Below are 25161 nucleotides of genomic sequence, written 5' to 3' on the forward strand. Positions count from 1 at the left end.
TGAGCCCGCGCAAAAATAATAACGAGGCAATAACGATGACCGATGTACGTACACCTGCTGCCGAAAATCCCGCTTCTGTCACGCAAACCGTAACAACCGGCTGGAGCAAGCACGACACCACCTGGATGCTCGGCCTCTACGGCACCGCCATCGGTGCCGGCACCCTGTTCCTGCCGATCAACGCCGGGGTCGGTGGCTTCTGGCCGTTGATCATACTGGCGCTGCTGGCCTTCCCCATGACCTTCTTCGCCCACCGTGGGCTGACGCGTTTTGTGCTGTCGGGCAAATCCGGCGACATCACTGACGTGGTGGAAGAACATTTCGGCGTCGGTGCCGGCAAGCTGATCACCCTGCTCTACTTCTTCGCCATCTTCCCGATCCTGCTGGTCTACAGCGTCGCCCTGACCAACACCCTCAGCAGTTTCATGGAACACCAACTGCACATGACGCCGCCGCCACGGGCGATCCTGTCCCTGGTGCTGATCCTCGGCCTGATGGCCATCGTGCGTTGCGGCCAGGGCGTGATCGTCAAGGCCATGAGTGTGCTGGTCTACCCGTTTGTCGCCGCCTTGCTGTTGCTGGCACTGAGCCTGATCCCCAACTGGAACGGCGCGTTCTTCGCCTCGGCCAGCGAGGGCATGCCGCTGCCGGCATTCTTCAAGACCCTGTGGCTGGCGATTCCAGTGATGGTGTTTTCGTTCAACCATTCGCCGATCATCTCGGCCTTCGCGGTAGACCAGAAGCGCGTGTACGGCGCCCAAGCCGAACGCAAGAGCAGCGGCATCCTGGCCATGGCCCACGGCATGATGGTGCTGACGGTGATGTTCTTCTGCTTCAGCTGCGTGCTGGCGCTGTCGCCGGCAGATCTCGCCGCCGCCAAGGCACAGAACATCTCGATCCTGTCCTACCTGGCCAACCACTTCCAGACCCCGGTCATCGCCTATGCAGCGCCGTTGATCGCGCTGGTGGCCATCACCAAATCCTTCCTCGGCCACTACATCGGCGCCAGCGAAGGCTTCCAGGGCCTGATCGTCAAATCCCTGCGCGGGCGCAACCGCACCCTGTCGGCGCGCTGGCTGGAACGTTGCACCGCCGTGTTCATGATCCTCAGTTGCTGGGCCGTCGCCACCTTCAACCCAAGCATCCTGGGCATGATCGAAACCCTGGGCGGGCCGATCATCGCGTGCTTGCTGTTCCTGATGCCGATGTATGCGATCCGCCGCGTGCCATCTTTGCGCCAGTATTCGGGCCAGGTGTCCAACGTGTTTGTGGTGCTGGTCGGGTTGATTGCGCTGTCTGCGGTCATTTTCTCGCTGGTGCCCTAAAACAGATCACCCTGTAGGAGCGGGCTTGCCCGCGATGGCGGTATGTCAGCCACTGAATGGTTGGCTGATCCACCGCAATCGCGGGCAAGCCCGCTCCTACAGGGGTCACTCATCGTCTGAAAGATACCTGTACGGCACGCCCCTTGCTGTACACCCTCTGAAGGAAAACGGAGCTTGTGACCGGTGGTCAGGCAACACGAACCAATCCCGATACCGGTCGTCAATCAGTGCATGTTCTTATCAGGCGGTAACGCACCATGGACAATCCTTTTCAGTTGATCACCGACACGTTCACCCCAAAGTACCGGGTCAACCTGAGCATCCAGCGCCTGGACGGCAGCATCATGCTGACCCTCTCCGACGACAGCGGCGTGGTTGCCAAACGCATGATCAGCGCCGAACAGCGCAACGACCCACAACGCCTCAAACGCCTGGTGCAAAGCGTGCAATTCGGCATTGCGATTGAACAGGGACACAGCGCCATGGAGATTCTGGCGGTGATGACCGACGGCGACAGCCACAAACTGCTGCAGCGCCCGCCGAGCAACCGGCCGCCGATCACGGCCGGACTCTGACTCAGGACTCGGACTTTTCCTTGACCGATGGGTAACGTGACGACGCAAAACGCACCACCAGGATGGCAAACGCCAACAACAAAATCCCGCCACACAGGTAAATAATCCCCAGGTCCGGGGCGTTGTGGTGGGACACGTCGCCGATCAGCAGACGGGTCAATGCGGTAATTGCCACGTAGAGCAGGAAGCGGATGGGCATGTGGTTGGTCTTGAAATAGATCCCCACCATGGCGCCCAGCTCCAGGTAGATAAACAGCAGCAGGATGTCATCCACACTGATGCCGCCTTTTTGCAACATGTCGATAAAGGTCATTATTGCCGCATAGGCGGTGATTGCACCGATACCAAACAGCGCCAGATAGTGAAACGCCTCCACCGCCAGATTGCCCAGGGAATCTGCGTTCGCGTGCAAGCTTTTGCGCACTTTGTCGGCCCACTTCATTTCTGTCATTGCTCACCACCACTGTTTAAAAATAGCCAACCCGGCCAACACCTGCCTCGTGCCTCACGGCGGATCGGATAATGCCCGTTCGGCGTGACGATAGTTAGGCATGCAGAAAAAAGGCCAGGGATTGCAGAGTGAGATGATAGCCAGTTGACATTAGGCACTTCAATCAACGGAATGCTTTGCGACCTTGGCGTCAATCAGGGCCCGCATTTCTGCCATGACCTGATCATGAGGGATGCCTGGGTGACCGTCATCCAGAGCTGCTTGAACTTGAATGCGAAACCAGCGGTCGTAGCTGTCGACTTGCTCTTGGCTATCTGCGGGGAAATCTGAGGAAAAGGAAGTATCCATAAAAACTCAAAGCCTATACCAGTTTTGTAGGAGCTGGCTTGCCAGCGAAGAACCTGAGAACCGCGCGGGGTATCAGGCACCCTGCGTTATCGTTGACGATTTTCGCTGGCAAGCCAGCTCCTACAGATTGGCATTAACTTATGCGACCTGCTCCAGCGCTCGGTCCACCAGCAAACCGCTCATCTCCACCAACTGGTGAACCGCCAGCAGCAAGCTGCGCTGTGAGCCATCAAGGTCGAATGCCAGTGTGCTTGCCATTTCACGGGCACTGTTCAAGGTTTCGCTGGCGTTGACCAGTAAGGTTTGCGTATCAGCCCGAGGCGTTACGCTGAAAAGCGTCGCGGGCGGTTCCGGAGCAGGTTGAGGCGATTCAGGCCGCAGGTAGTGATCAATGGCCCGATTAGCTGCTGCTTGCAGCCGAGTGTCATTGCGTGAGTTGTCTGGGGGGTTGGGGGAGTTCTTTTTCATGGCGTATCTCTTCTTAATCGAATGGATATCCACCGCCGTCTGCCGCCAAGCAGATTGGGTGACGGATTGCACAAGGTTGGCGGACCGGTAAGAAGAAACCCAGCACCCCGAAGGGTCCCTGCGCAACCCGCCATGACACAAGAAAGCAGGCGTAAAAACGCCAGCAGTCTTATTGGGGGTTATTGCGCTATCTTCTACCGGGCCGCCAAGCCCACTCGCTGCATACGCAGCGCCCGAGGAAGGTAAGCCACCGGACAAATCCAGCGCAACCCCGGCAAGTTGTCAGAAATTTCCGCTGTAGCAAAGCCCCATTTCCCGACTACATTAAAAAGCTGCTACCCAAACCCCCTGGATTGGCTTATTCTTTTAGCTGTATATAAATACAGTAGTCGCAATAGACAACTATCGTGAAGGCATGTGAGGTGGTGAATGGCCGTCGAAGTGGTATACCGCAGCAGCCGAGATCTGGAGCGTTTGTTCATGGATAAAGCCGAAGCTGACCGTCATGACAAGATGCTTGAACTCGCTGAGTTGCTGGCAGAAGTGTTGCAAAAAGCCGTGCCGTCCCTGAGCGAGCAGCAGGTGGAGGAAGCCGGGATCTACATGGCGAAGAATCGCGATGTGTTTGCCAAGGCGTTCAAGAGCCAGCCGGATGCGTTGTCCGAATTGCTGAACCCTCCGGCGGAATAACGCCCGAATCTAACAGGCCCTGACCCGATGGTTCAGGGCCATTTTTATGTGCAGTAGTCCAAACTAGTCTCCTTGCTGGAACCCGAATGTCGTGCCCGCCACATAGTGGATATGTCGTGGGCAATTTCGCTCACTCGGTGAAAGCATACTCTGCGAACGTGCGCCGACACTCTGACAGTGCTCGCAGAAAGGGGAGGATGGATGGATAGTTTTTCAGCCTCAGACCGTGGTGGGAGGCCGTTTTACACAGAGGGAAAACCTGCTGCATTCCAGTGGGGAGCACAGGGGCAGCCGGTTGACCAAACAGCTCATCATCCCCCGTCAAGGGCCAATGTTGCCGCCCAGTCTCGGTCGATCAACTTTGGCCCGGGCAACTATACAGCTTCGCCATCTACAGCCATGTCTTCAGCGGCCCCGGCCTATAAGGAAGATCACCTTATACCGTCTGCCTGGAGGCGCGGTGGTACCCAGTCGCTTTTCGCCCCCTCAACGGCCTCATCCACACGGGCGGAATATTCTGACGATTCCAGGTCTTACGACTCCAGTTCAGGCACAAAACCGAAGGATATCTGGGGTGGATTTACTCAAGGGGAAAACGGGGACTGTCTTACGATTTCGGGAATCAAGGCGGCAATGATGCGTTTTGGCCAGAAACCAGCTGACGTATTCAAGGAAGTAAAAGAAGCTGGCGACGGTTATGACGTAACGATGCGAGATGGCATGAAGGTGCATTTGTCCAAGGATGAATTGGAGCAGGCGACGGCAAACTCCAAGATCAAAGGTGATGATCCCGAGATGATGAAAGATGCAAACTTTATGTATGCCGTGAGTGCCAAACGGGCACAGATGGAAAATAACGATGGCACGGCTGCACAAAGTTTTGCTAAGGCGTTGGAAACGCTTAAAGATGGTGAAGATGGGAACGAAGGCCTCATGCGCCTGGGCCTGAAAGATCATATAAAACAGGGCTCCGTCAGTGACTTGCAAAATGGCGCAATCGGCATAGTGAACAGGGAGGTTACTAACCCCAAGGGAGAAACCGGTGGGCATTCGATGGTAGTTGTGAATGGTATTGAAGAGTTGTGGGGCACGCGAAATGGGCTAGTTACCCATGGCGATGTATTTCTCTTGACCTGACACCCTCCTCGCGGCGCTTAAGCCTGTTTCAATAGGTGTCCACGGCACAGGTCCTCGCTTGAAGGACCTTTTGACAGGCGTTCAAGAGTACAACAGGCGTTCGGCCAGTGCGTCCGCCACCCGTGCAGGCGAGCGTTTTTCGGCCTGGGCATGGCCGAAGATTTCGGTCAGGCGTGTGCCGATGTTCGACAGGTGCGCGGTGATGGTCGCCAGGTCTGCACCGCCGTGCTTGAGGGCGACGTAGATCAGGCCGCCGGAGTTGATCACGTAGTCCGGCGCGTAGAGGATGCCGCGCGCCTCCAATTGGTCGGCCACGGGCAGGTGGGTCAACTGGGCGCTGGCCGAGCCGGCGACGGCGGCGCAGCGCAATTGGGCGACGCTCTGGCGATTGAGGACGCCGCCCAGGCCGCAGGGCGCGAGGATGTCGCACGGGGTGCTGAGCAAGGCGTCGTTGGCAATCGGGTGGGCGCCCAGTTGCTCCATGGCCAGTTGCACTTTGCCAGGGTCGATGTCGCTGACCAGTAATTCGGCACCGGCGGCGTGCAGTTGTTCGGCCAAAGCGTAGCCGACGTTGCCCAGCCCCTGGATTGCCACGCGCAGGCCTTCCAGGTTATCGCTGCCCAGGCGGGCCATGGCGGCGGTGCGGATGCCGGCGAATACGCCCATGGCCGCATGGGGTGAAGGGTCGCCGGAGGCGGTGGTACTGGTGACGAAACGGGTGTGCTGGGCAATGCAGTCCATGTCGGCCACGGAGGTGCCACTGTCGATGGCGGTGATATAGCGGCCATCGAGTTGCTCGATGCATCGGCCAAAGGCTTCGAACAGCGCGGCACGGCTTTGCACATGGGCCGGTCGGACGATCACCGCGTTGCCACCGCCCACCGGCAGACCCGCCAGCGCGGCCTTGTAGCTCATGCCTTGGGCCAGGCGTGCAGCGTCGGCCACGGCGCTTTCGTCGTCGGGGTAGGACAGGTAACGACAACCGCCCAGGGCCGGCCCCAGGCGACTGCTATGGATGGCAATGACCGCCTTCAACCCGGTCACCGGGTCAACGCTCAGGTGCAGGGATTCAAGGCGGGTGCTGTGCATGAGAGCAAACATCGTCGTCGAGCTCCCGAATCACTTCTAGTTGTCGCCAAGTATAGGCCGACGGCAAAAGGTTGCTGGAATGCGCGGGAATAAGCAGGCGGTAATTACAGGCTTTGTGACATAACCCGGTAGGTGGTTTCTCAAGAAGCTGGACGAAAGTTCTCGGCAAGGCTAAAACGGGACATCCGTCGGAGAACGTTATGAATCCCCGCCAAGCCTTTTTCGAATGTCTACACCGCTCGCCTCCGGCGCTGTTTGAAGCTGCGTTATGGATCGCTGCCGAGCACGACCCGGCCGTGGTCCCACAAACGATCCTGGCTGACTTCAACCGGCTGCAACAACAGGTCAGCCTCGGCATGCCGCTGTTGCCCGCCGATGAATTGGGCCAGCCATTGCTGCGGATGATGAATGAACTGGGGTTCGCCCAGGATGACTTTACCCCCTTGCGCCCCGCCGCCGCGCTGCTGGACAAGGTCTTGCAGCGCCAGCGCGGGCAGCCCCTGGCCCTGGGCCTGATTGCCCTGGAATTGGCGCGGCGTCTGGAAATCCCCATGGTGGGGGTGAACTTTCCAGGCCACTTTTTGCTGCGGGTGATCGGTGCCGATCATTTGCTTGACCCCTGTGGCGGGCGACGGCTGTACCCCAACGACTGCCGCGAACTGCTGCAACGCCAGTACGGTCCCAACCTCAAGTTGCAAGCCAGTCACCTGCATAGCGCCGAACCGCGACTGATCCTGCAACGACTGTCGCGCAACCTGCGGCAGTTGCACCTCACCCATGACAATCACCTGGCGGCGCTGATTGACGCTGAGCGGGTGGTGGAGCTGGGCAACGCCAATGCTGCCGACTATCTGGCACGGGCCAGCCTGTATAAACATCTGGACTGCCCGAATGCCGAGCGTTTTGACCTTGAGCATGCGCTGTTGCTCAGCGAGGACCCGGTGCAGCGGCTGAGACTGACGGAACGCCTGGGCCACCTGCCACCTGGCGCGGTGGTGCATTGAAAGGGGCCGACCGTTAAACCGCGTCGCCCCCATCGCTGCCTCGCCGGGGCTCGACAGCTCCCACAGGTAAGCAGGGTGCTCCTCAGGTTTTGAGAATATCGCCACGCAGCGAATCTTTTGGCGTCGTGGCCCCGGGCGAACGCACCTGAATGATCAGCAACGCCGCAATCACTGCCGGAATCGCACAGAAGAAGAAAATCTGCTGCACCGGCACCTGCATCGCCAGCAGCATGCTGCCAAACAGCGGCCCCAGGATCGAACCAAAGCGCCCCACGCCCAGGGCCCAGCCGGTGCCGGTAGCCCGCACATGGGCCGGGTAGAAGTTGCTGGCAAACGCATTGAGGGTCAACTGGCCGCCAATGATGCAAAAGCCTGCGGCAAACACAAACGCCACCAGGTAGCGCGGGTTGTCATGGTTGAGCCCCAGCAGGATTGTGCACACCGCAGCGCCGGCCAACACTCCCGAGAGCAGGCGCACTTTGCTTTTCAGGCGGTCGGCAAACCAGGCCATGCCAATCGCGCCCAGGGTGCCGGCGAACAGGAACATCGAGGTCACCAGGTTGGCTTTGTTCAACGTCATGCCACTTTCCAGCAGCAGCGACGGTAACCAACTGATCATGAAATACAGCAGGATCAGGCTGACAAAAAAGGTCGACCAGATCAGCAGCGTTGGCCGTGCATAACCGTTGCGAAACAACTCCACCACCGTCAGTTTGCTGCCCTGCTCCTGGCGATTCTGTTCCTCGCTCGCCGCTGGCGCCTGCCAACCTGGCAGCATGCGCGCCGTGACTTTTTGCAGGCGCGTATAAGGCGGTGCATCGCGCAACAGGCGCGGCAGGGATTCAGGCAGTAGCCATGCCAGGAACGGAAACAGCAGTAGCGGCGTCACGCCCCCCGCCAGGAACACGGCCTGCCAGCCGAAGCTGTCGATAAAACCCGCCGCGACAAAACCACCCGCCGCACCACCGAAAGAGAAACCACACGCCGCCAACGTCACCATCAAGGTGCGCATGCGCGGTGGCGAATACTCCGACATCAGGGCCATGGCGCTGGGCATCGCCCCGCCCATGCCAATGCCACAGATGAACCGCGCGACCATCAGCGTTTCGAGGGAATTGGCGAACACCATCAACACCGTGAGGCTGGCATAGATCAGTACGCAAGCGAGCAGGATGCGGCGCACGCCGAAGCGGTCGGCCAGGGGTGTCACGGCCAGGGAACCCAGGGTCAACCCCAGCAGGTTGGCGCTGAACACCGGGCCAAAAGCGGCTTTTTCCAGGCCCCAGTCCTGGGCCAGCGCCGGAACCACGTAGCCCAGCACCTGGGCGTCGTAGCCATCGGTGACCAGCAACAACGCCAACAACAGGAGAATCAACCACTGGTAGCGCGACACCGGACGGGCGTCGAGTGCCGCGCGAAAGCTGGCAATCTGATTGTGCATCGCAAGGTACCTGTATTGTTTTTATGGGTATCACTTGTGGGAGCAGGCAAGCCAGCTCCCACATTGATTTAGGGGGTGTCAGGTTGGTTTGCGGGGTGGGCCTGGATGAATGCGGGGTGTTTGGCTGCCAATGCAGCGACCCGCAGGATTCGTGGGTAGCCATCCAGTGCCACCTTGAAGCGCTCTGCCGCATACAGCTGCGGAATCAGGAATGTATCCGCCATCCCCGGCTGCTCGCCGAAGCAGTAACCCTGATCGCCGATCAATTGCTCCACCGCGCCCAGGCCCTGGCTGATCCAGTGCCCGATCCACTCCAGCAACTGCGCCTCGTCATGCCCCCACTGGCGCAGCAGGTTCTGGGTACTGGAGTTGTGCAGCGGGTGAATGTCACAGCCGATGATCGACGCCACCGCGCGCTCATGGGCACGCATCGCCAAGTCCTTGGCGAGCAGCGGCACCTGTGGATAACGTTCGTCCAGGTACTCGATGATCGCCGGCGACTGGATCAACAGTTCGCCTTCGTCGGTACGCAAGGCCGGCACCCGGCCCTGCGGGTTGATCGCCAGGTACTCGGGCTGGCGGTTGGCGCCACCCTTGGGCACCAGCAGGTTGACCGGCAGCGCGGTGAAACCCAGGCCCTTGAGCGCCAGGGCAATCCGCACCCGGTAGGACGCCGTGGAACGGTAGTAGGTATAGAGTTCCATGCCCCTGCCCTCTTAGCGCGCCGCGACCACAGTGCCACGGCATTCGCCAAAGCCGATGGAGGCAAATCCATCACGCTGGCAGCGGGCACGCAGGATGATTTCGTCGCCGTCTTCAAGAAACTTGCGCACCTCACCGGAGGCCAGTTCGATTGGCTTTTTCCCGCCTTCGGTGATTTCCAGCAGGCTGCCGAACTGGCCTGCCGCAGGGCCCGACAAGGTGCCCGAACCAAACAGGTCGCCGGCCTGCAGTTGGCAGCCGTTGACGCTGTGGTGCGCCACCATTTGCGCCACGGTCCAGTACATGTGCTGGGTGTTGCTCAGGGTCAGGCGATGGGCTGGCAGGTTCTGCTCGCGCATCGCGGCGGTGGTCAGCAGCACTTCCAGTTCGATGTCAAAACCGCCACCGGCTTGATCGCGCTTGTCCAGCAGGTACGGCAGCGGTTGTGGGTCGCCGGCCGGGCGGGCGGGCTGGGCCTTGCGGAACGGCTCCAGGGCTTCGGCGGTGACCACCCACGGCGAGATGCTGGTGATAAAGCTTTTTGACAGGAACGGCCCCAGCGGCTGGTATTCCCAGGCCTGGATGTCCCGGGCCGACCAGTCGTTGAGCAGGCAGAAACCGGCGATGTGATCGGCCGCATCACCAATGGCAATCGAGTCGCCCATGGCATTGCCCTGGCCAATCCAGATCCCCAGTTCCAGCTCATAGTCCAGACGCGCGCAAGGGCCGAAAGTCGGTTCGGTCTGACCGGCTGGCAGGGTTTGCCCCTTGGGCCGGCGTACGTCGGTGCCGGACGGGCGAATCGTCGAAGCCCGGCCGTGATAACCGATCGGCACGTACTTGTAGTTGGGCAGCAGCGGGTTGTCGGGGCGGAACAGTTTGCCGACGTTTTGCGCGTGTTCGATGCCGACGTAGAAGTCGGTGTAATCGTTGATTTTCGCTGGCAGGTGCATCTGGCAATCGGCAGCCAGTGGCAGCACCTGGGCGCCCAGGCCTTGCAGTTGCGCTTGCTGGCTGCTGCCCTCGGCGAGCAGTTCCAGCAGGCGGGCCCGCAGGGCAATCCGTGGGGCACGGCCCAGTTCGAAGAAGGCGTTCAGTTGGCCGTCCGCCATGGCGTCGACGGCGCGGCGGGCATCCCCGTCAAACAGCTCACGGGCCGCTTGCAGATCAAAAATATGTTCGCCAATCGCCACACCACTGCGCGGTGCCGAACCGTTGAGGCTGAAGATGCCCAGGGGCAGGTTCTGCAGGGGGAAATCCGTGTGACCGTTGGCCGAGGCCACCCAACTACGGGTGAGAGTGGACTGAGTCATGGTTTATCTCCGATTCGGGTTGAAGGTTGCCGGCAACGTGGCCCAGCAAGCGTCGTAAGTGTTTTGCAGTTGCGGGCAGTCCAGGGCAAAGCGGGTCGGGCGCAGCACCTGGCTGGTCTCGAACATGAAGGCCATGGTGTTATCGATCTTGTGCGGCGCCAGGTCCGCGGCGATGGCCTTGGTGCAGGTCTCACCATCCGGGCCGTGGGCGCTCATGCAACTGTGCAGCGACGCGCCACCCGGCAGGAAGCCTTCGGCCTTGGCATCGTAGGCGCCCTGGATCAGGCCCATGTATTCGTTCATCAGGTTGCGGTGGAACCACGGTGGACGGAAGGTGTTCTCGGCCACCATCCAGCGCGGCGGGAAGATCACGAAGTCGAGGTTGGCCAGGCCGTGGACGCTGGTGGGCGAGGTCAACACGGTAAAGATCGACGGGTCCGGGTGATCGAAACTCACCGTACCAATGGTGTTGAAGCGGCGCAGGTCGTATTTGTACGGCACGTTGTTGCCGTGCCAGGCCACCACGTTCAGCGGCGAATGGTCCAGGGTGCAGCCCCACAGCTCGCCGAGGAATTTCTGCACCAGGGGTGTGGGTTGCGAGAGGTCTTCGTAGTGGGCGACCGGGGTCAGGAAGTCCCGCGGGTTGGCCAGGCCATTGCTGCCGATCGGCCCCAGGTCGGGCAGGCGCAGCGGTGCTCCGTGGTTTTCGGCGACGTAGCCGCGCGCCTGGGCATCCAGCAGCTCGATGCGGAACTTCAGGCCCCGCGGCAGCACGACGATTTCCAGCGGCTCGACTTCCAGCACGCCCAGCTCGGTGGCAATGCGCAGGCGACCTTGCTCGGGAACGATCAACAGTTCGCCGTCGGCATTAAAGAACACCCGCTCCATGGAGCGGTTGGCACAGTAGTGGTAGATGCTGATGCCGGAAGGCTTTTCAGCACCGGCGTTGGCCACCATGCCCACCAGCCCATCGATAAAGTCGGTAGGTTCTGCGGGAATATCCAGCGGGTTCCAACGCAGGCGGTTGGGCGTCACCTCGCCCAGCGGGCCACCGGCCAGTTGCCGTTCCAGCTTGATAAATGCAGGGTGATTGGCCGACGGCTGGATGCGGTACATCCAGGTGCGCCGGGCTTCGCTGCGCACCATGGTGAAGGCGGTGCCGGAGAACAGTTCGGTGTACAGCCCGTAGGGCGCTTTTTGCGGGGAGTTCTGGCCGACAGGCAGGGCGCCAGGCAAGGCTTCGCTGGCGAATTCATTGCCAAAGCCCGATTGGTAGGCCAAGGAATCAGGGGACATGATGCCTCCTCAAGTGGAGTGAACAGCACAACGCCGCCCTCTTGAAGAAGCCTGCGCACGCTGTCGTTATTTTTATCGTAATCCAATTACGCATAACGTAATTTGATTGGTAGGGAGCGTCAAGCTATAAAGACCGCCATTCGTCTCTGGGATACACGCCTGCCATGGAAAAGCCGCTCGCTACCCGCGACACCGGTAAACAGAAAGTCCGTTCGGCCGAGGTCGGCACCGACATCCTCAAGGCCCTGGCTGAACTGTCGCCGGCCACGTCCCTGTCGCGCCTGGCCGAACATGTGCAGATGCCGGCCAGTAAGGTCCACCGTTACTTGCAGGCCCTGATTGCCTCGGGTTTTGCCGAACAGAACACCGCCACCAACCATTACGGCCTGGGCCGCGAGGCCTTGCGCGTGGGGCTGGCGGCGCTGGGTAGCATGGACGTGCTGAAAGTCGCCACCCTGCCCCTGGCGCAGTTGCGCGATGAGTTGAATGAAACCTGCTTTCTCGCGGTGTGGGGCAACCATGGCGCGACCGTGGTGCATATCGAACCGGCGGTGCGCGCGGTCACGGTGGTGACGCAACTGGGGTCGGTGCTGCCGCTGCTCAGCTCATCCACGGGGCTGGTGTTCAGCGCCTTCTTGCCCGAGCGGGAAACCGTGGACCTGCGCGAACAGGAAATCCAGGCCGGCACCGCCCATGCACTGGCGGACAATCAGGCGCATGCGCAAACGTGCGAGCAAATTCGCCAGCGCGGCCTGCACTTTGTCCATGGCTTGCTGATGCCGGGGGTCGATGCGCTATCGGCGCCGGTATTCAATGCGATGGGGCAGGTGGTGGCGGTGATGACCGTGGTGGGGCCGACGTCGTTATTCCATGCCGATGAAGATGGGCCGGCGGCCAGGCAATTGCTTGCCGCGAGCCAGGCGGTGAGTTGGCGCATGGGCTACCAGCCCTGACAGAAACGCGAGCCCGCTCCCACATTTTGATCTGCATTGCCTGGAGTAATCAGGCCATCAGGCCCAGGGCCTTGGCCTTGGCCACTGCCTGGGTACGGCGCTCCACCCCCAACTTGCTGTGGATCCGCCGTGCATGGGTCTTCACGGTGTGCAGCGAGATAAACAACAGATCGGCAATTTCCAGGTTGGAATTGCCCAGCGCAATCAGTTGCAACACCTCCAACTCCCGTTGGCTCAGCGGGTTTTCTCCAGGTGCCGCCACCGTCTCCTGAGGTTCAAGCCCCAGCTCACTGAGCAGCCCAGGTTGGCGCAGGCGCAGTTCACGCACCGCCTGCTGCACCTGGCAGCGCGCCGCCAGGGCCAGCCCGTTTTGCAGCGAGCGCACCGCCAAGGCACGCTCCCCCAGTTGCCAGGCCACCTCGCCCAACACCAACTGCAACTCCACTTCCAGGCACTGCATGCCACGTTCGCGAGCGGTGTCCAGCAAGGCCATAAGCCGAGGGATCGGTTGATCAGCCTGGCGCAGCTTCACCTGAGCCAGCACCAATAGGTATTCCAGCCTGGGGATCAGCTCCAGGGTCGCCGGCGGCGCCTGTTTCGCCAGGGGGCCATGAAAGTGGCGCAGCACTCGGCTGACGGCTTCCAGGGTCAGTTCGGCGCGCCCCTGCTGCAACCAGAAATGCCCGCTGAGCAACAGCAACACGGCCCGGTAGACCGTGTCGGGAACATGCCGGCGCTGCATCAGGCGCTCGGCGTCGCGCAACTGGATAAATGCCTGGGCATAGTCGCCGCGGTTGGCCGCCAGCATCGCCAACCCGAGAAACCCATAGAGCACGCGTTTGTCCTGGCTGTGCAGGCACATGCCCAGGCCGGCTTCGAGGCACTCGGTGGCCAGGGCGTCGTGCCCCTGGCGCAATGCCAGGTGTCCACGCCGCAGGGCGATCCGGCCCATCAGCGGCCCGGCCTTTAGACGCTGCTGGGCCAGCATCGCCTGCACGCCTTCCAGCAGGCTTTGGGCCCGATACGGGGCGCCCCGCTGCTCCAGCAATTGCGCATGGTCAAGTTCCAGCACCGCCTCCAGCAGCAGTGAACCATGGGCCCGCGCCAGGCATAGCGCCTCGCGGTTCAGGGCCTGCGCCACGTCCAGTTCGCCGCGCAACAACGCTTGCTGGGTCAACCCGGACAGGCACATCAGGCGCGATGTCCAGGCGCTGTCCGGCAGATCATTCAAGGCATCGAGAAAATGCGCCCGCGCCCGCGCCGCTTCGCCTCCCAGGTGCAACAGCCAACCCCACTGCGCCTGCCAGCGCGCCAGCAAATGCCGTTGCAAGGCGGCCGTGGGTTGCGGGGTGAAACGCGCCAGTTGATCAATGCATTGCGCAGCCTGGTCGAAACGCCCGGCAAACAGCAAGGCAGCCGTGACCAGCCCCACCAGTTGCGCCGAGCCGAGCATCAACTCATCGCCGTGTTGCTCATGCAGGCGTAACAACAACACCGCATTCTGCTGGCGGAACAGGTCTTGGAAACTGAAGTGCTCCAACAGGCTGACCGCCACTTCGTATTCCTCAGCCAACAGCGCCTGCTCAAACGCCGCCTGCCAATCCTGCGCGGCGGTGAACCATTGGCAGGCGCGCCGGTGCCAGGAGCGCCGGGCCGGCCAGGGTTCGTCGCGCAGCAGTTGGGCCAGGGGGGTGAAGACTTGCAGCCAGTCCGGCGAGTCTTCCCAGGGCTCGATAAACGCACCCAGGGCCTGAAGATCACGCAGGTAGTCGGCGCCATCGCCAAACCCGAACAAGTGCTCGCACAACCCCGGGTTGAAACGCGGCAGGTGCGCCAGGACACGCCAGGCTTCCTCCAGCTCGCTGGGCAAAGTGCTGAACAGTTCGTGTTGCAGGTAGTCGAGCAAGGTCTGCGAGCGACCATGCCAGGCGCCGCTGTCGGGATGGCTGTCGCCTTCAAGCAGGGCGATACGCACGCCGGCGCACCAGCCGGCGCTGAACTGCAGGACCTTGTCGGCGGTCTGCCCGGCACCGGCGTGATGCTCGATCAGTTGCTGGACCTCTTGCTGATCGAACGCCAATTCCGTAGTACCGCACTCCCACAGCTCATCATCGAGCAACAGCCGCGGCCAATTGCAGGCAGGCCGACGCCGCGCGCCCAGCCACCAGATCAAGGCCGGGCTGCTGGCCGCCAACACGCGATCGAGCAAAGCATCCAAGGCCGGCGCCGCCACCCGGCAATAGTCATCGAGAAACAGCCAGGCCGGCGCTTGCCAGCGGCTCAGGTCCAGCAACAGGCTGGCTTCGTCGACAAACGCCAGGCCCAGGCTTTGTGCCAGGCGCTGGCACAAATCCAGCGGTTCCAGGGCGGCACCATTGAGTGGCAACCAATACACCAGGCAGTTTGCCGGAGCCTGCAGAGCGCATTCGGCCAACAAGGCGCTCTTGCCACTGCCGGCCGGCGCACACAGCAATTTCACCCGCGCCTCGGCATGGAGCAACGGCTCGGCCAGGCGTGGGCGCAGCAAATGGTGGCAAGACAAACGCGGCATGAATCCAGGGCGATCCAGGCGACGGGTCATGGCGGTCATTCCAGCGTCCCTTTTTTATTGTTATGCGGCGTGCGGTCTACCGTAGTCCTGTCAATGGGCGTTGTTGAAGAAGTATTCAGCGGGCTGATTGCCGGACATAAAAAAGCCGGGTTTCAAATGAACCCCGGCACAAAATCTGAATACTGAAACACGGTCAAATGTGGGAGCGGGCCCGCTCCCACAATCAGCGCACGCCGGAGGCGCGCAAGGCTGCCGGGGTGTAGTCCGCTGCCTTGGCTTTGAAGCCAACCACGAAGCTGCTCTTCTCCTCGTTCTTCATGCCCAGGGCGATGTAGCGCCCGGCGATGATGTCGTACAGGGTCTCGACGGTGTAGGCCGGGATCTGGTTGTTGTAGTAGAACTGCGCATGCCCTTCGGCCACGCGCCACAGTTGGCCACGACCGTCATAGTGGTCGGCCAGCGCCACCTGCCAGCTGTCTTCGTCGATGTACATGTGGCGCTTGGCGTAGATATGCCGTTCGTTTGGCTTGACCGTGCCGATCACTTCCCACACCCGGTGCAACTCGTAGCGGGTCAGGTCCTGGTTGATGTGGCCGGCCTTGATGATGTCGTCGTATTTGAGCGACGGCGAGTCGAGCTTGTAGGCGTTGTAGGGAATGTACATTTCCTTCTTGCCCACCAGCTTCCAGTCGTAGCGGTCTGGCGCGCCGGAGAACATGTCGAAGTTATCCGAGGTACGCAGGCCGTCGGATGCGGTGCCCGGCCCATCGTAGGCCACTTGCGGCGCACGCCGTACGCGGCGCTGGCCGGCGTTGTAGATCCAGGCCAGGCGCGGCTCCTTCACCTGGTCGAGGGTTTCGTGCACCAGCAGTACGTTACCCGCCAGGCGCGCGGGTGCGGTGACCGACTGCTTGAAGAAGGTCAGCACGTTGGCACCCTTGGCCGGGTCCATGTCCGGGATCAATTGCGGCACCGCCAACTCTTCCTCGAAGCGGATCGGCGTGTAGCTGCCGTTGGTCTGCGGGGTGGCCTGGGTGATGATGCGCCGCAGGTTGCCACCGTGGTAACGGGTGATGTGGTTCCACAACACCTCGACGCCAGTCTTCGGGATCGGGAAGGCGTAGTAACGGTTGCCGGTGAAGTTCTCCAGGCCGTTGCCGTCGTTGATCGACTTGACGTTGAGTGCGCTGCGCTTGATCGATTCGTAGATATCCTCGGGCAGGTTGACCGTACGGTGAGTGGTGTAGACCGGGATTTTGTAGGTCTCAGGGTAACGTTTGAACATCGCCACCTGCCCATCCGACAGCTTGTCCTTGTACTTGTCGACGGTGGCGGCAGTGATCACGAACAGCGGTTTTTCATTGGCAAACGGGTCGGCCAAAAAGCCCTTGCTGTCCACCGCGCCGGCGTTTTTGGGGATGCCACCGGTCCAGGCTGGAATCGAGCCATCGGCATTACCGGCCTTTTCCGCGCCCATCGGGGTCAAGGTGCTCCCCAGCTTGGCGGCTTCTTCCGGTGACACGGCGGCCATCACGTTGGCGGCCAACAGGCTGAGGGCCAGCACACCGCACTGCAAAATCATCTTACGCATGGTTGTTGTCCTTGTTCTTTTTAAGCCGAATCAGAAGTTCACGCCGAAGCTGAGGGCGAGGAAGTCGCGGTCGGTCAGGGTGTTGTAGTCACCGCCAAAAAAGTCGGTGTAGCTCAGGCTCGCGGTGTAGGTGTTGCGGTAGTCCGCATCGACCCCGACGCTGAGCGCCTTGGCCCCTTCGTTGAACAGGCCGTTGGGGCCGTAGCCCTTGACGTCATGGGACCAGGACAGGTTGGGCTTGAAGTTGATCCCGGCGATCACGTTGTTGTAGTCCAGGATCGCCCTGGCGCGATAACCCCAGGACGTCGCCGTGACGAAGCCATCGGTATCACCACCAAAGCCGTATTGGCCGTAGACCGAATCGCGGCCGTAGCGCAGTTTGGTTTTGTTCTCCAGCCCGCCGACCCGCACGATGGCCGCCTCGCCCACCACGGTCAGGCGTTCGGCGCCCAGTACCTGGTCGAAGAATTGGGTCATGGTGGTCTGGAACTGGGTGATTTCCTTGCGCCGGTAGCCCGTATTGTCGGCACCGAATGAGCTTTTGATCGGCGAGGCGGCGTTGCCGGCAATTGGATTGACCAGGGCCAGGGTCAGGTCCGTGGTGTTGAGTTGCACGGGGGCGTTGGGGCGGTAGCTGATTTCCCCGGTCCAGGCCGTGCCGGTGGGCAGGGTCGTGGAGAAGCTGGCGCCGTACAGGCGAATGTCTTCCGGGTACTCCAGGTAGTACTGGCCGCGTCCGAGCATCACGCTCTGCGCCAGGCCGGCGCCGCTGCCGGGGGCAATGCCGTTGGCCGCGTTGATGATATTGCCGATGGTCGCAAGGTTAGTGTTGGCCGTGAGGGTGCCCACGGTCGGCGTGCGGCTGTGGTAGTTCATAAAGTACAGGCCGTACTCGGTGTCATCGCCAAGCCAGCGCAAGGCCATGCCGAACTGCCCGGAATCCCGTGCATCACGGTCGGCGGCGCGGCGCACGATCACCCCTTCATTGGTCACCCCAAAACCCTGGCCGAACGCGGCGGCCACCGGTTGCAGCGGACGGATCGCCGGGCTGCCGACGGTGTAGTTGTCGGTGCAGCCATCGGCCGCCACGTCACCTCCAAAGAAGGTGCCGCAGTTGTCCAGCACGGTCTGGTCCCATTCCAACTGGTAGAAACCTTCCACGGTCAGTTGGTTGGTCAGGCCCTGGGACGCGAACAGCATGTTGACTGGAATCAGGCCCTCCTTGATCTCGGCGCCCGGACGACGAAAGGCCGAGACGTCGATGGGGTTGATGCTGTTGATGGAGTTGCCGATGAAGGTACTTTCGCCCCAACTGACCACCTGTTTACCGGCGCGCACGGTGCCCGGCAGGTCCCCCAGGGAATAGTTGTGATAGACGAAGGCATCGAGGATCTGCGCACCGCTGGATTTGGAGCCTTCCTTGCGGTTGTGGTCGCTGATCGGCTTGAACTCGCGGTCTTCGTCCTTGAGCTCGAAGTCGTACCAGTATTTGCCCCGCACAAACACACCGGTGTCGCCGTACTTGAGCTCCAGGTCGTGCAGGCCCTTGAAGATTTTCGAGAACGTCTCGCCCTTCTTGAAGTTCTGGCGCCCATCATCCCCAGTGGAAGCCTGGCCACTGCCGCCATTGACCGTGCCCACCAGCTTGCGATCGGCATCGCGCATGCCCCAACTGGCACCAACCGACAGCGACGAGTCGAATTGCCCTTCGATCTCGCCGATGTTGAATGAAACAGCCTGCGCCTGAACGCAGCAACCCAAAGCAACCGCAGCGGCCAGCGCCTGTGGCCTGAAGATGGCGCGCATTGTTGTTTTTGTCATGCGTCTTCCTAGGGTGGTGTGACAGAAGGCCCCACCCTACTGCCCGCCATCAGGAGCGATAAGCGCACCAAGGAGGTATTCGTTTTGTCGCTCGAAAGGATTAACACAGGCTCTAGCGTGGGTATTGGCGGGCCTATCGACGCAGTGGATGAAGCGCTATCAAGAGAATGGATAACCCCCTCTCCCTCCCGCCCCCTGTAGGAGCGAGCTTGCTCGCGAAGAACGTTAACGATGACGCGTTTTGCCTGGTTTAACGCGGCGCCCTGAAGTTTTTCGCGAGCAAGCTCGCTCCTACAGGGGGCAGGCACTGTTGTTGTTTTGGTAACAGTCCTTGTCCTGAATCAGTATTTTTCATTCCGTTACAAGGGACTATTCTTACCGAACTTTCAGAACAAACCATGTGTTTCCTGGAAGCCAGTCTTCAACAGATTGAAGCGTATTTTCAGTCTGTTACCCGTGTTCACTGACGTTGATTTGTAGCTCCTTGATCCAACGTCTTACTTCGGCCGCTGCTGATGCAGCGGCCTTTTTTATGCCTGAAATAAAACGGGGCGCCATCAGCGCCCCGCAGGATTGAATGTTTTTCAGGTAACGATCACAGGCTGTATTTCTGCAGGTTGTCCATCATCTCCTTTAAGGCTTCGATGTTGTCCTTGGGATGGGCCGCGCCTTCAAAGTCGCAGATCTGCTGCCAGTGCACCGCCACGTCATCTGGCGAGAAGCCAGCCTCGGGGTCAAAGCCTACGCCCAGGCTGCGCTCCCAACGGGTCTTGCCGATCCAGCCGCCGCCCACTTCAAACAACCCGGAAGTTTCCTGGCACGCCTCGCTGCCCAGGAACACCACCAGCGGGCTGACCAACTCGGGCTTGAGGCGTTCGAACACTTGTGGCGGGATCAGGCCTTCGGTCATGCGCGTACCGCCAGTGGGCGCGATGGCATTGACCAGGATGTTGTTCTTGCGCCCTTCCAGCGCCAGGGTCCGGGTCAGGCCATACAGGCCAAGCTTGGCCATGCCGTAGTTGGACTGGCCGAAGTTGCCGTAGATGCCGGAAGTGGACGCCGTGAAGATCACCCGGCCGTAGCCTTGCTCGCGCATGTGCGGCCAGGCGGCGCGGGTCACTTTGTAGGCGCCTTCGACGTGCACCCGGTAAACCAGGTCCCAGTCGCCGTCTTCCATTTTATGGAAGGTCTTGTCGCGCAGGATCCCGGCGTTGTTCACCACCACGTCGATGCGGCCAAACACATCGAGGGCGTGTTGCACGATCTTTTCGCCGTCGGTCACCGAATCATGGTTGGCCTCGGCAATCCCGCCGGCCTCGCGAATCTCGGCCACCACACGGTCGGCGGCCGACGCATTGGCGCCTTCGCCCTGAGTCGAGCCACCAAGGTCGTTGACCAATACTTTGGCCCCGTGCCTGGCGAACAACAGCGCATGGGCACGACCCAAACCGCCACCGGCACCGGTGACGATCACGACTTTATCTTGGAACTGCACAGACTCACTCATAGGGAACTCCAGCAAAGACAGTGGACGATGGGCTGAGTGTCGGGCACGGGGCTTCTGGTCACAATAAATACGGGCGGGGGTGAATGGTGCGCAATAAGGTACGGGGATGATCGGCTCGTGTAGGAGCTGGCTTATGTGGGAGCTGGCTTGCCTGCGATTGCATCACCTCGGCGCAACTGATTTACCGAGGAGCCCGAATCGCAGGCAAGCCAGCTCCCACACAAGCCAGTTCCCATAGGCGATCTTGGTTGTTTTCAATGCCCTCGCGAAATGCCAGGTAATGCTTGAGCACCTGCACCGGCGCTTCGACCTGCGGGTAATGGCCGATATTGGGCAGCAATACCGTGTCGGCATCCGCTATCAGCTCGCGATAACGCGCGACCATATGCGCACCGGAAATCGGGTCTACCTCGCCATCGATCACCCGCAACGGCACCTCGCCGCGTTGCATGGCCGCCACCCAGCGCTCGCGTTGTTGACGGCGCTGGGGGATGTAGGCGATGAGTTTGTGCAAGATCCGCGGGCCACCGTTGTTTTCGATCAGGCTCCAGAAATCATCCAGGGCACTTTCACTGGGGCGGGTCGCCGGGCCAAAGATCTGTTTGAAGCTGTCGGCCAGGGCGTTGCGCCCAAAGGCGCGACCGATCATCCACCCCAAGGGGCTGAGCAACAGTTTTTGCACCAGCGCCGCACGATGGGTCTCGGGGAACAACCCGCCATTGAGAAATACACAACTGGCCAGTTGGAACCTGCCCTCGTAGTGCCGGGCGAGCAGTTCCTGGGCCACACTGTCGCCGTAGTCATGGGCCATGACATGCACCGGCTGCCGCACCCGCAAATGGGCCAGCAGGGCCTGTTGCAGGTCAGCCTGTTCCAGCAGGCAATAGGTGTGATCCAGAGGCTTGGCCGAGTCGCCGAAGCCGAGCATGTCGCAGGCGATCACCTGGTTGCGCTGGGCCAGGGGTTGCCAGAGGTAATGCCAATCCCAACTGGCACTGGGGAAACCGTGGATCAGCAGCAATGGCTCACCCTGCCCGGCCACCCAATAACGGATGGTCTGCCCGCGAAAGACAAAGCTCTGCCCGCACTTGCGCCAGGCACTCAGGGGAATCTCTGTCAGCGGCATCAGAGTCGGTATCCAGGGTCTTGTTGGTCGAGCTTACGCAACAGCGCCGGCCAGGCCAGCGCGCCGCCCATGCCTTGGGCGCTCTTGGTCACGCCGGCAATCATCGCCTTGGCACCCGCGAGAATCTGCGGCTCGATGGCGATCAATTCGGCTCCGCCGTTTTGCGCCAGCACCTGGATATCGCAGGCACGCTGGAAGGTGAACATCATCAAGAACGTATCGGCGATGCTCGCGCCACAGGTCAACAGGCCATGGTTGTGCAGCATCAGGAAATTGTTCGGTCCCAGGTCGGCTTGCAGGCGGGCCTTTTCCTCGTGGTTCAACGCCACGCCTTCATAGGCGTGATAGGCCAGGCTGGACAGCACAAACAGCGACTGCTGGCTGATGGGCAATACACCTTGCTTCTGCGCCGACACGGCCACGCCGGCGGCGGTATGGGTGTGCAGCACGCAGACCACGTCGTGGCGTACTTCGTGTACCGCACTGTGGATGGTGTAGCCCGCGGGGTTGATTTCGTAGGGGCTGGCCATCAACTTGTTGCCGGCCTGGTCGACCTTGACCAGGCTGGAGGCGGTGATTTCGTGGAACATCAGCCCGAACGGATTGATCAGGAAGTCTTCGGTGCCCGGCACCTTGGCCGAGATATGGGTAAAAATCAGATCATCCCAGCCATGCAGGGCCACCAGGCGATAGCAGGCTGCCAGGTCGACACGGGTCTGCCATTCGGCAGCGCTGACCTGGTCTTTTACACTCTGTGTCGATTGAACAGGGGCTAGGCTCACGGCAATGACCTCGACGCTGTGGTGTTCTTATTATTTTGGGGTGAAGGGCCAGTCTAGTCAGACCTTGGGCAAGCCGTAGTTGCGTTGGCAGCCAGCTTGATGACCGAGCGGGTCAACCGTGAGGATAGTTCGGATTCGTACAATGTGGCGTCAGAGAAGCGACGCCAATAGAGGTGCGGCAACCACTGGAGCAACACCCCGCCGAGCATGACCAAGGACGTGGCGTTGCTGCGAGAGTTCCCGATCAGCCGCGCAGGGCCGTGACCAGGTCTGCCAGCCAGGGCTCGGCGTCCGCTTCGGGGGTGACGCTTTCGCTGGCATCCAGGCGCAGCATCGGCAGCACTTCGCGTACGCCCAGCTCGCCAAACAGCTCACGCATTTGCTCCCCGCCACCGCAGAAGGTGTCGCCATAGCTGGCGTCGCCCAGGCCAATCACCGCCCCCGGCAATCCGCGCCAGGCGCCAGGCAATTGATCGCGGATGGTCGAATACAACGGCATCAGATTGTCCGGCAACTCACCCATGCCGGTGGTGGAGGTGACGGCCAGGAAGGCATCCGGGGCGAAGGCCTGCACATCGGCCAGGGTCGCCCGCGGGTTATGCCAGGCCTCGAAACCGGCGGCGTTGAGTATCTCCATGGCGTGGCGGGCGACTTCTTCTGCGGTGCCATAGACCGAGCCGGAAAGGATGGCGACTTTCATCAATCTGATCCTGTAGTTGAGTGAAAACCTGAGATATTAACAGCTTCACACTATTGAACAGCAGCCAGTGGAAAGCTTGGCGGGTTGTCTTACACTGCCAGGCCCACAAACAAGCAATGGATCGCTCGATGATTAACGCCAAGCTGATGCAAATGGTGGTCAACGCCTCCAACGACGGGATCGTCGTGGCAGAAAGGGAAGGCAAGGACAAGCCACTGATTTACGTGAACCCGGCCTTCGAACGCCTGACTGGCTACGCCCTGGACGACATCCTTTATCAGGATTGCCGCTTCCTGCAATCGGGCGACCGCGATCAGCCGGCCCTGATGGCCATTCGCGAAGCCCTGGACAGTGGCGGCGCGTGCCGGGAAATCCTGCGCAACTACCGCAAGGACGGCACGCACTTCTGGAATGAACTGTCACTTTCGACGGTTTACAACAATGCCGACAAGCAAACCTACTTCGTCGGCGTACAAAAAGATGTGACGACTCAGGTCAAGGCCCAGCAGCGTGTAACCCAGTTGGAAGCCCAGGTGGCCGAGCTTACGGCCCAGTTGGCAGCGCTCCGGGCGACGAGCGGATCTAACAAACTTTAGAAAATGCGGTCTTTAGAGTGATAATCGCTTTTACCACGCCTTTCCTTGAGCCAGATCAATGCAACGCGACGCGCTTTTGACGCAGGACGAGCTGGAGTTCATCCAGAGCATGCACCACAACCCGCAACTGAATGTGCGGGATGTATCGTCGAGCCTGACGGTCAACGGCGGCGCGCAGATCCGTGACCTGCTCACGCGGCTTGCAGCCCATGAGCAGGTGACGATCCAGGCACAATTCGATAACCAGCAAATGACCTTTCCACTGCAACTGGTGGAAGACGAGTTCCATGCCTTGCACTTGCGTCTTGGGGTCCCGAGCATTTTCGAGGACGGGCCGATGATCCGGCCCTGGCGCCTGGTGCTCGAAGAGCCGGTCGCCCTGGAAAACGTCAGGGGCCAGCCGGGTGCGTTGTGGGTGCATGAAGTGTCGTTCAAGGGCCTGCTGGTGCAGTCCCGGGGCCGCAGCAAACCACCACGGACGTTCTCGATGTGGTTCAGCCCGTCGGGCTACGAGCGGATTGCGGTGCGTGGCACACTGGAGCGCGAGACCGCTCGCGGCCTGTTTGCCTACCGCTTGAACCAGACCGATGTGGATGAAACCGAACGCCTGCGCCAGTTCATCCTGCAACAGCATCGCCTGGCCCACCCCGAAGTGCATGCCTGATTTCAGGTATCCAGGGTTCCACCAAGAAACTGTTGCAAGCGCCGCTGCATCAACCGTCCTTCATTGCCCAGGCAACCGATTGCGCTGCCGGCCAGTTGCTGCTCGGCCATGTCCGCGGCATCACCGGCCAGCAGCAGCGGGCATTCCAGGGTCAGGGCCAACCGTTCCAGGCGCTTGGGCAGTTCCTGGGTCGGTGAACGGTTAGAGAACAGCACCAGCGCCTGCGGGCGCGTCTTCTCGCAGATCAGCGTCAACTCATCAAGGGGCTGGCCCACGCTCAGCACATGAACAGCCAGTTCATCACCACTGAACATGAGCCCTGCGACCAGCAATTCCAGCTCCCGGCATTCACCGGCAATGGCCGCCAGCAATACCTGCGGTGTGCGACCTGCGCGGGTCACTTGCAGGCGCTGGGAAACCCGCGCGCGCAGGAAGCTGTCGAAAAACAGCCATTCGCTGGCTTGGCCGAAACGCCCCTGATGCCGCAACAACTGGTGCCAAAAGGGCATCAGGATGTCCTGGAACACCACCGCAACGGGGTACGCCGCAAAAATCTGGCCGTAGAGGCGTTCCAGTTGCAAGTCATCAAAAACGCCAATGGCGAGTTGCAACTGCTGCTGCCACTGCGTCCATTCGTGTTCACCGCTGCCGCCCTGCAACTGGCGCTGGGAAGAGGCCTGAGCATCGTCGCGCGCGAGGATTTTGCCAACTTTGCTGACCGCCACACCACGCTCGATCCAATCCATAACTCGATGAACGGTCTCGATGTCCTTCTGCGTGTACAGCCGGTGCCCACTTTCGGTGCGCACCGGCTGGATCAAACCATAACGCCGCTCCCACGCCCGCAGGGTGACCGGATTGATACCTGTCAATCTTGCGACTTCACGAATCGGGAACAACTCATCGGTAACGGACGGGTCGCCTTGTTCAAGACCGTGGGAGAGTGCTGTGATTACAGACATCAATGAACCAAAAGTTTATGCATAGTTGGATCCCATTTAACGCTTATCTACCTGTCTTTTTCAAGGGAT

At 60.8% G+C, this 25161-nt stretch carries 24 protein-coding genes; 8 read left to right on the plus strand and 16 right to left on the minus strand.

Annotated features, from left to right (window positions below):
* Nucleotides 1–35: 35 nt before the first annotated feature.
* Nucleotides 36–1325 carry a serine/threonine transporter gene (locus tag H097_RS04365; protein ID WP_032857667.1) on the plus strand — a complete coding sequence of 430 codons (1290 nt, stop codon included), beginning with the start codon at nt 36–38 and terminating at the stop codon, nt 1323–1325.
* A gap of 257 nt (nt 1326–1582) precedes the next feature.
* Nucleotides 1583–1900 carry a DUF3509 domain-containing protein gene (locus tag H097_RS04370; protein ID WP_029295538.1) on the plus strand — a complete coding sequence of 106 codons (318 nt, stop codon included), beginning with the start codon at nt 1583–1585 and terminating at the stop codon, nt 1898–1900.
* Nucleotide 1901: 1 nt separating this feature from the next.
* Here H097_RS04370 and H097_RS04375 read toward each other — a convergent pair whose 3' ends face one another.
* From H097_RS04375 to H097_RS04385, 3 genes are all read right to left on the minus strand, one after another.
* Complete coding sequence (locus H097_RS04375; RefSeq protein WP_032857668.1) at nt 1902–2351, minus strand: phosphate-starvation-inducible PsiE family protein; 450 nt, start codon at nt 2349–2351, stop codon at nt 1902–1904.
* Between the two features lie 159 nt (nt 2352–2510).
* Entirely contained in the window at nt 2511–2699 is a 189-nt protein-coding gene (locus H097_RS04380; protein ID WP_032857669.1) for a hypothetical protein, read from the minus strand.
* A gap of 138 nt (nt 2700–2837) precedes the next feature.
* On the minus strand, nt 2838–3167 hold the full coding sequence (locus tag H097_RS04385; RefSeq protein WP_032857671.1) for a DUF6124 family protein: 330 nt from the start codon (nt 3165–3167) through the stop codon (nt 2838–2840).
* A gap of 429 nt (nt 3168–3596) precedes the next feature.
* Here H097_RS04385 and H097_RS04390 point away from each other — a divergent pair, with 429 nt between their 5' ends.
* Entirely contained in the window at nt 3597–3857 is a 261-nt protein-coding gene (locus H097_RS04390) for a YebG family protein (RefSeq protein WP_010564043.1), read from the plus strand.
* A 201-nt stretch (nt 3858–4058) separates the two neighbouring features.
* Nucleotides 4059–4994, plus strand: a complete 936-nt coding sequence (locus tag H097_RS28110; RefSeq protein WP_156356774.1) for a hypothetical protein — start codon at nt 4059–4061, stop codon at nt 4992–4994.
* Nucleotides 4995–5075: 81 nt separating this feature from the next.
* Here the strand turns inward: H097_RS28110 and H097_RS04400 are convergent, their stop codons facing one another.
* Nucleotides 5076–6095, minus strand: coding sequence for a Glu/Leu/Phe/Val dehydrogenase dimerization domain-containing protein (locus H097_RS04400; RefSeq protein ID WP_032857674.1), 1020 nt, complete (start codon nt 6093–6095; stop codon nt 5076–5078).
* 188 nt (nt 6096–6283) lie between these two features.
* On the opposite strand from H097_RS04400, the gene H097_RS04405 reads away from it, so the two are divergent.
* Nucleotides 6284–7087, plus strand: a complete 804-nt coding sequence (locus tag H097_RS04405; protein WP_032857675.1) for a transglutaminase family protein — start codon at nt 6284–6286, stop codon at nt 7085–7087.
* A gap of 82 nt (nt 7088–7169) precedes the next feature.
* Here the strand turns inward: H097_RS04405 and H097_RS04410 are convergent, their stop codons facing one another.
* From H097_RS04410 to hmgA, 4 genes are all read right to left on the minus strand, one after another.
* Nucleotides 7170–8528 (minus strand): aromatic acid/H+ symport family MFS transporter, encoded by a 1359-nt coding sequence (locus tag H097_RS04410; protein WP_032857677.1) that lies wholly within the window; start codon nt 8526–8528, stop codon nt 7170–7172.
* A gap of 68 nt (nt 8529–8596) precedes the next feature.
* Nucleotides 8597–9232 carry a maleylacetoacetate isomerase gene (maiA, locus tag H097_RS04415; RefSeq protein WP_032857679.1) on the minus strand — a complete coding sequence of 212 codons (636 nt, stop codon included), beginning with the start codon at nt 9230–9232 and terminating at the stop codon, nt 8597–8599.
* 12 nt (nt 9233–9244) lie between these two features.
* Nucleotides 9245–10543 (minus strand): fumarylacetoacetase, encoded by a 1299-nt coding sequence (gene fahA / locus H097_RS04420; RefSeq protein WP_032857682.1) that lies wholly within the window; start codon nt 10541–10543, stop codon nt 9245–9247.
* 3 nt (nt 10544–10546) lie between these two features.
* The gene (gene hmgA, locus H097_RS04425) at nt 10547–11839 is read right to left on the minus strand and encodes a homogentisate 1,2-dioxygenase (protein ID WP_032857684.1); all 1293 of its coding nucleotides are present in this window, start codon (nt 11837–11839) and stop codon (nt 10547–10549) included.
* 164 nt (nt 11840–12003) lie between these two features.
* On the opposite strand from hmgA, the gene H097_RS04430 reads away from it, so the two are divergent.
* Nucleotides 12004–12792, plus strand: coding sequence for an IclR family transcriptional regulator (locus tag H097_RS04430; protein WP_032857685.1), 789 nt, complete (start codon nt 12004–12006; stop codon nt 12790–12792).
* 49 nt (nt 12793–12841) lie between these two features.
* On the opposite strand, the gene H097_RS04435 is transcribed toward H097_RS04430, so the two are convergent.
* The 7 genes from H097_RS04435 to H097_RS04465 all read right to left on the minus strand — a co-directional run bounded on the left by H097_RS04435 (nt 12842) and on the right by H097_RS04465 (nt 22870).
* Nucleotides 12842–15382, minus strand: a complete 2541-nt coding sequence (locus tag H097_RS04435; protein ID WP_032857687.1) for a LuxR C-terminal-related transcriptional regulator — start codon at nt 15380–15382, stop codon at nt 12842–12844.
* A gap of 184 nt (nt 15383–15566) precedes the next feature.
* On the minus strand, nt 15567–16934 hold the full coding sequence (locus H097_RS04440; protein ID WP_032857690.1) for a DUF1329 domain-containing protein: 1368 nt from the start codon (nt 16932–16934) through the stop codon (nt 15567–15569).
* A gap of 30 nt (nt 16935–16964) precedes the next feature.
* A complete protein-coding gene (locus H097_RS04445; protein WP_032857692.1) occupies nt 16965–18755 on the minus strand; it encodes a DUF1302 domain-containing protein in 1791 nt (596 codons plus the stop codon).
* 595 nt (nt 18756–19350) lie between these two features.
* A complete protein-coding gene (locus H097_RS04450) occupies nt 19351–20262 on the minus strand; it encodes an SDR family oxidoreductase (RefSeq protein WP_032857693.1) in 912 nt (303 codons plus the stop codon).
* Between the two features lie 181 nt (nt 20263–20443).
* On the minus strand, nt 20444–21388 hold the full coding sequence (locus H097_RS04455) for an alpha/beta hydrolase (protein WP_050593305.1): 945 nt from the start codon (nt 21386–21388) through the stop codon (nt 20444–20446).
* Complete coding sequence (locus H097_RS04460) at nt 21388–22170, minus strand: class II aldolase/adducin family protein (protein WP_032857695.1); 783 nt, start codon at nt 22168–22170, stop codon at nt 21388–21390. Before H097_RS04460 ends, H097_RS04455 begins: the two co-directional genes overlap by 1 nt.
* Before the next feature lie 244 nt (nt 22171–22414).
* On the minus strand, nt 22415–22870 hold the full coding sequence (locus H097_RS04465; protein ID WP_032857698.1) for a flavodoxin: 456 nt from the start codon (nt 22868–22870) through the stop codon (nt 22415–22417).
* 128 nt (nt 22871–22998) lie between these two features.
* Between H097_RS04465 and H097_RS04470 the strand changes: the two genes are divergently transcribed.
* Nucleotides 22999–23466, plus strand: a complete 468-nt coding sequence (locus H097_RS04470; RefSeq protein ID WP_032857699.1) for a PAS domain-containing protein — start codon at nt 22999–23001, stop codon at nt 23464–23466.
* 58 nt (nt 23467–23524) lie between these two features.
* Nucleotides 23525–24130, plus strand: a complete 606-nt coding sequence (locus H097_RS04475) for a hypothetical protein (protein WP_032857702.1) — start codon at nt 23525–23527, stop codon at nt 24128–24130.
* A gap of 2 nt (nt 24131–24132) precedes the next feature.
* On the opposite strand, the gene H097_RS04480 is transcribed toward H097_RS04475, so the two are convergent.
* Nucleotides 24133–25092, minus strand: coding sequence for a MerR family transcriptional regulator (locus tag H097_RS04480; protein ID WP_032857704.1), 960 nt, complete (start codon nt 25090–25092; stop codon nt 24133–24135).
* Between the last annotated feature and the right edge of the window lie 69 nt (nt 25093–25161).

The sequence above is a fragment of the Pseudomonas sp. FH4 genome, assembly GCF_000510915.2.
Classification (GTDB): domain Bacteria; phylum Pseudomonadota; class Gammaproteobacteria; order Pseudomonadales; family Pseudomonadaceae; genus Aquipseudomonas; species Aquipseudomonas brenneri.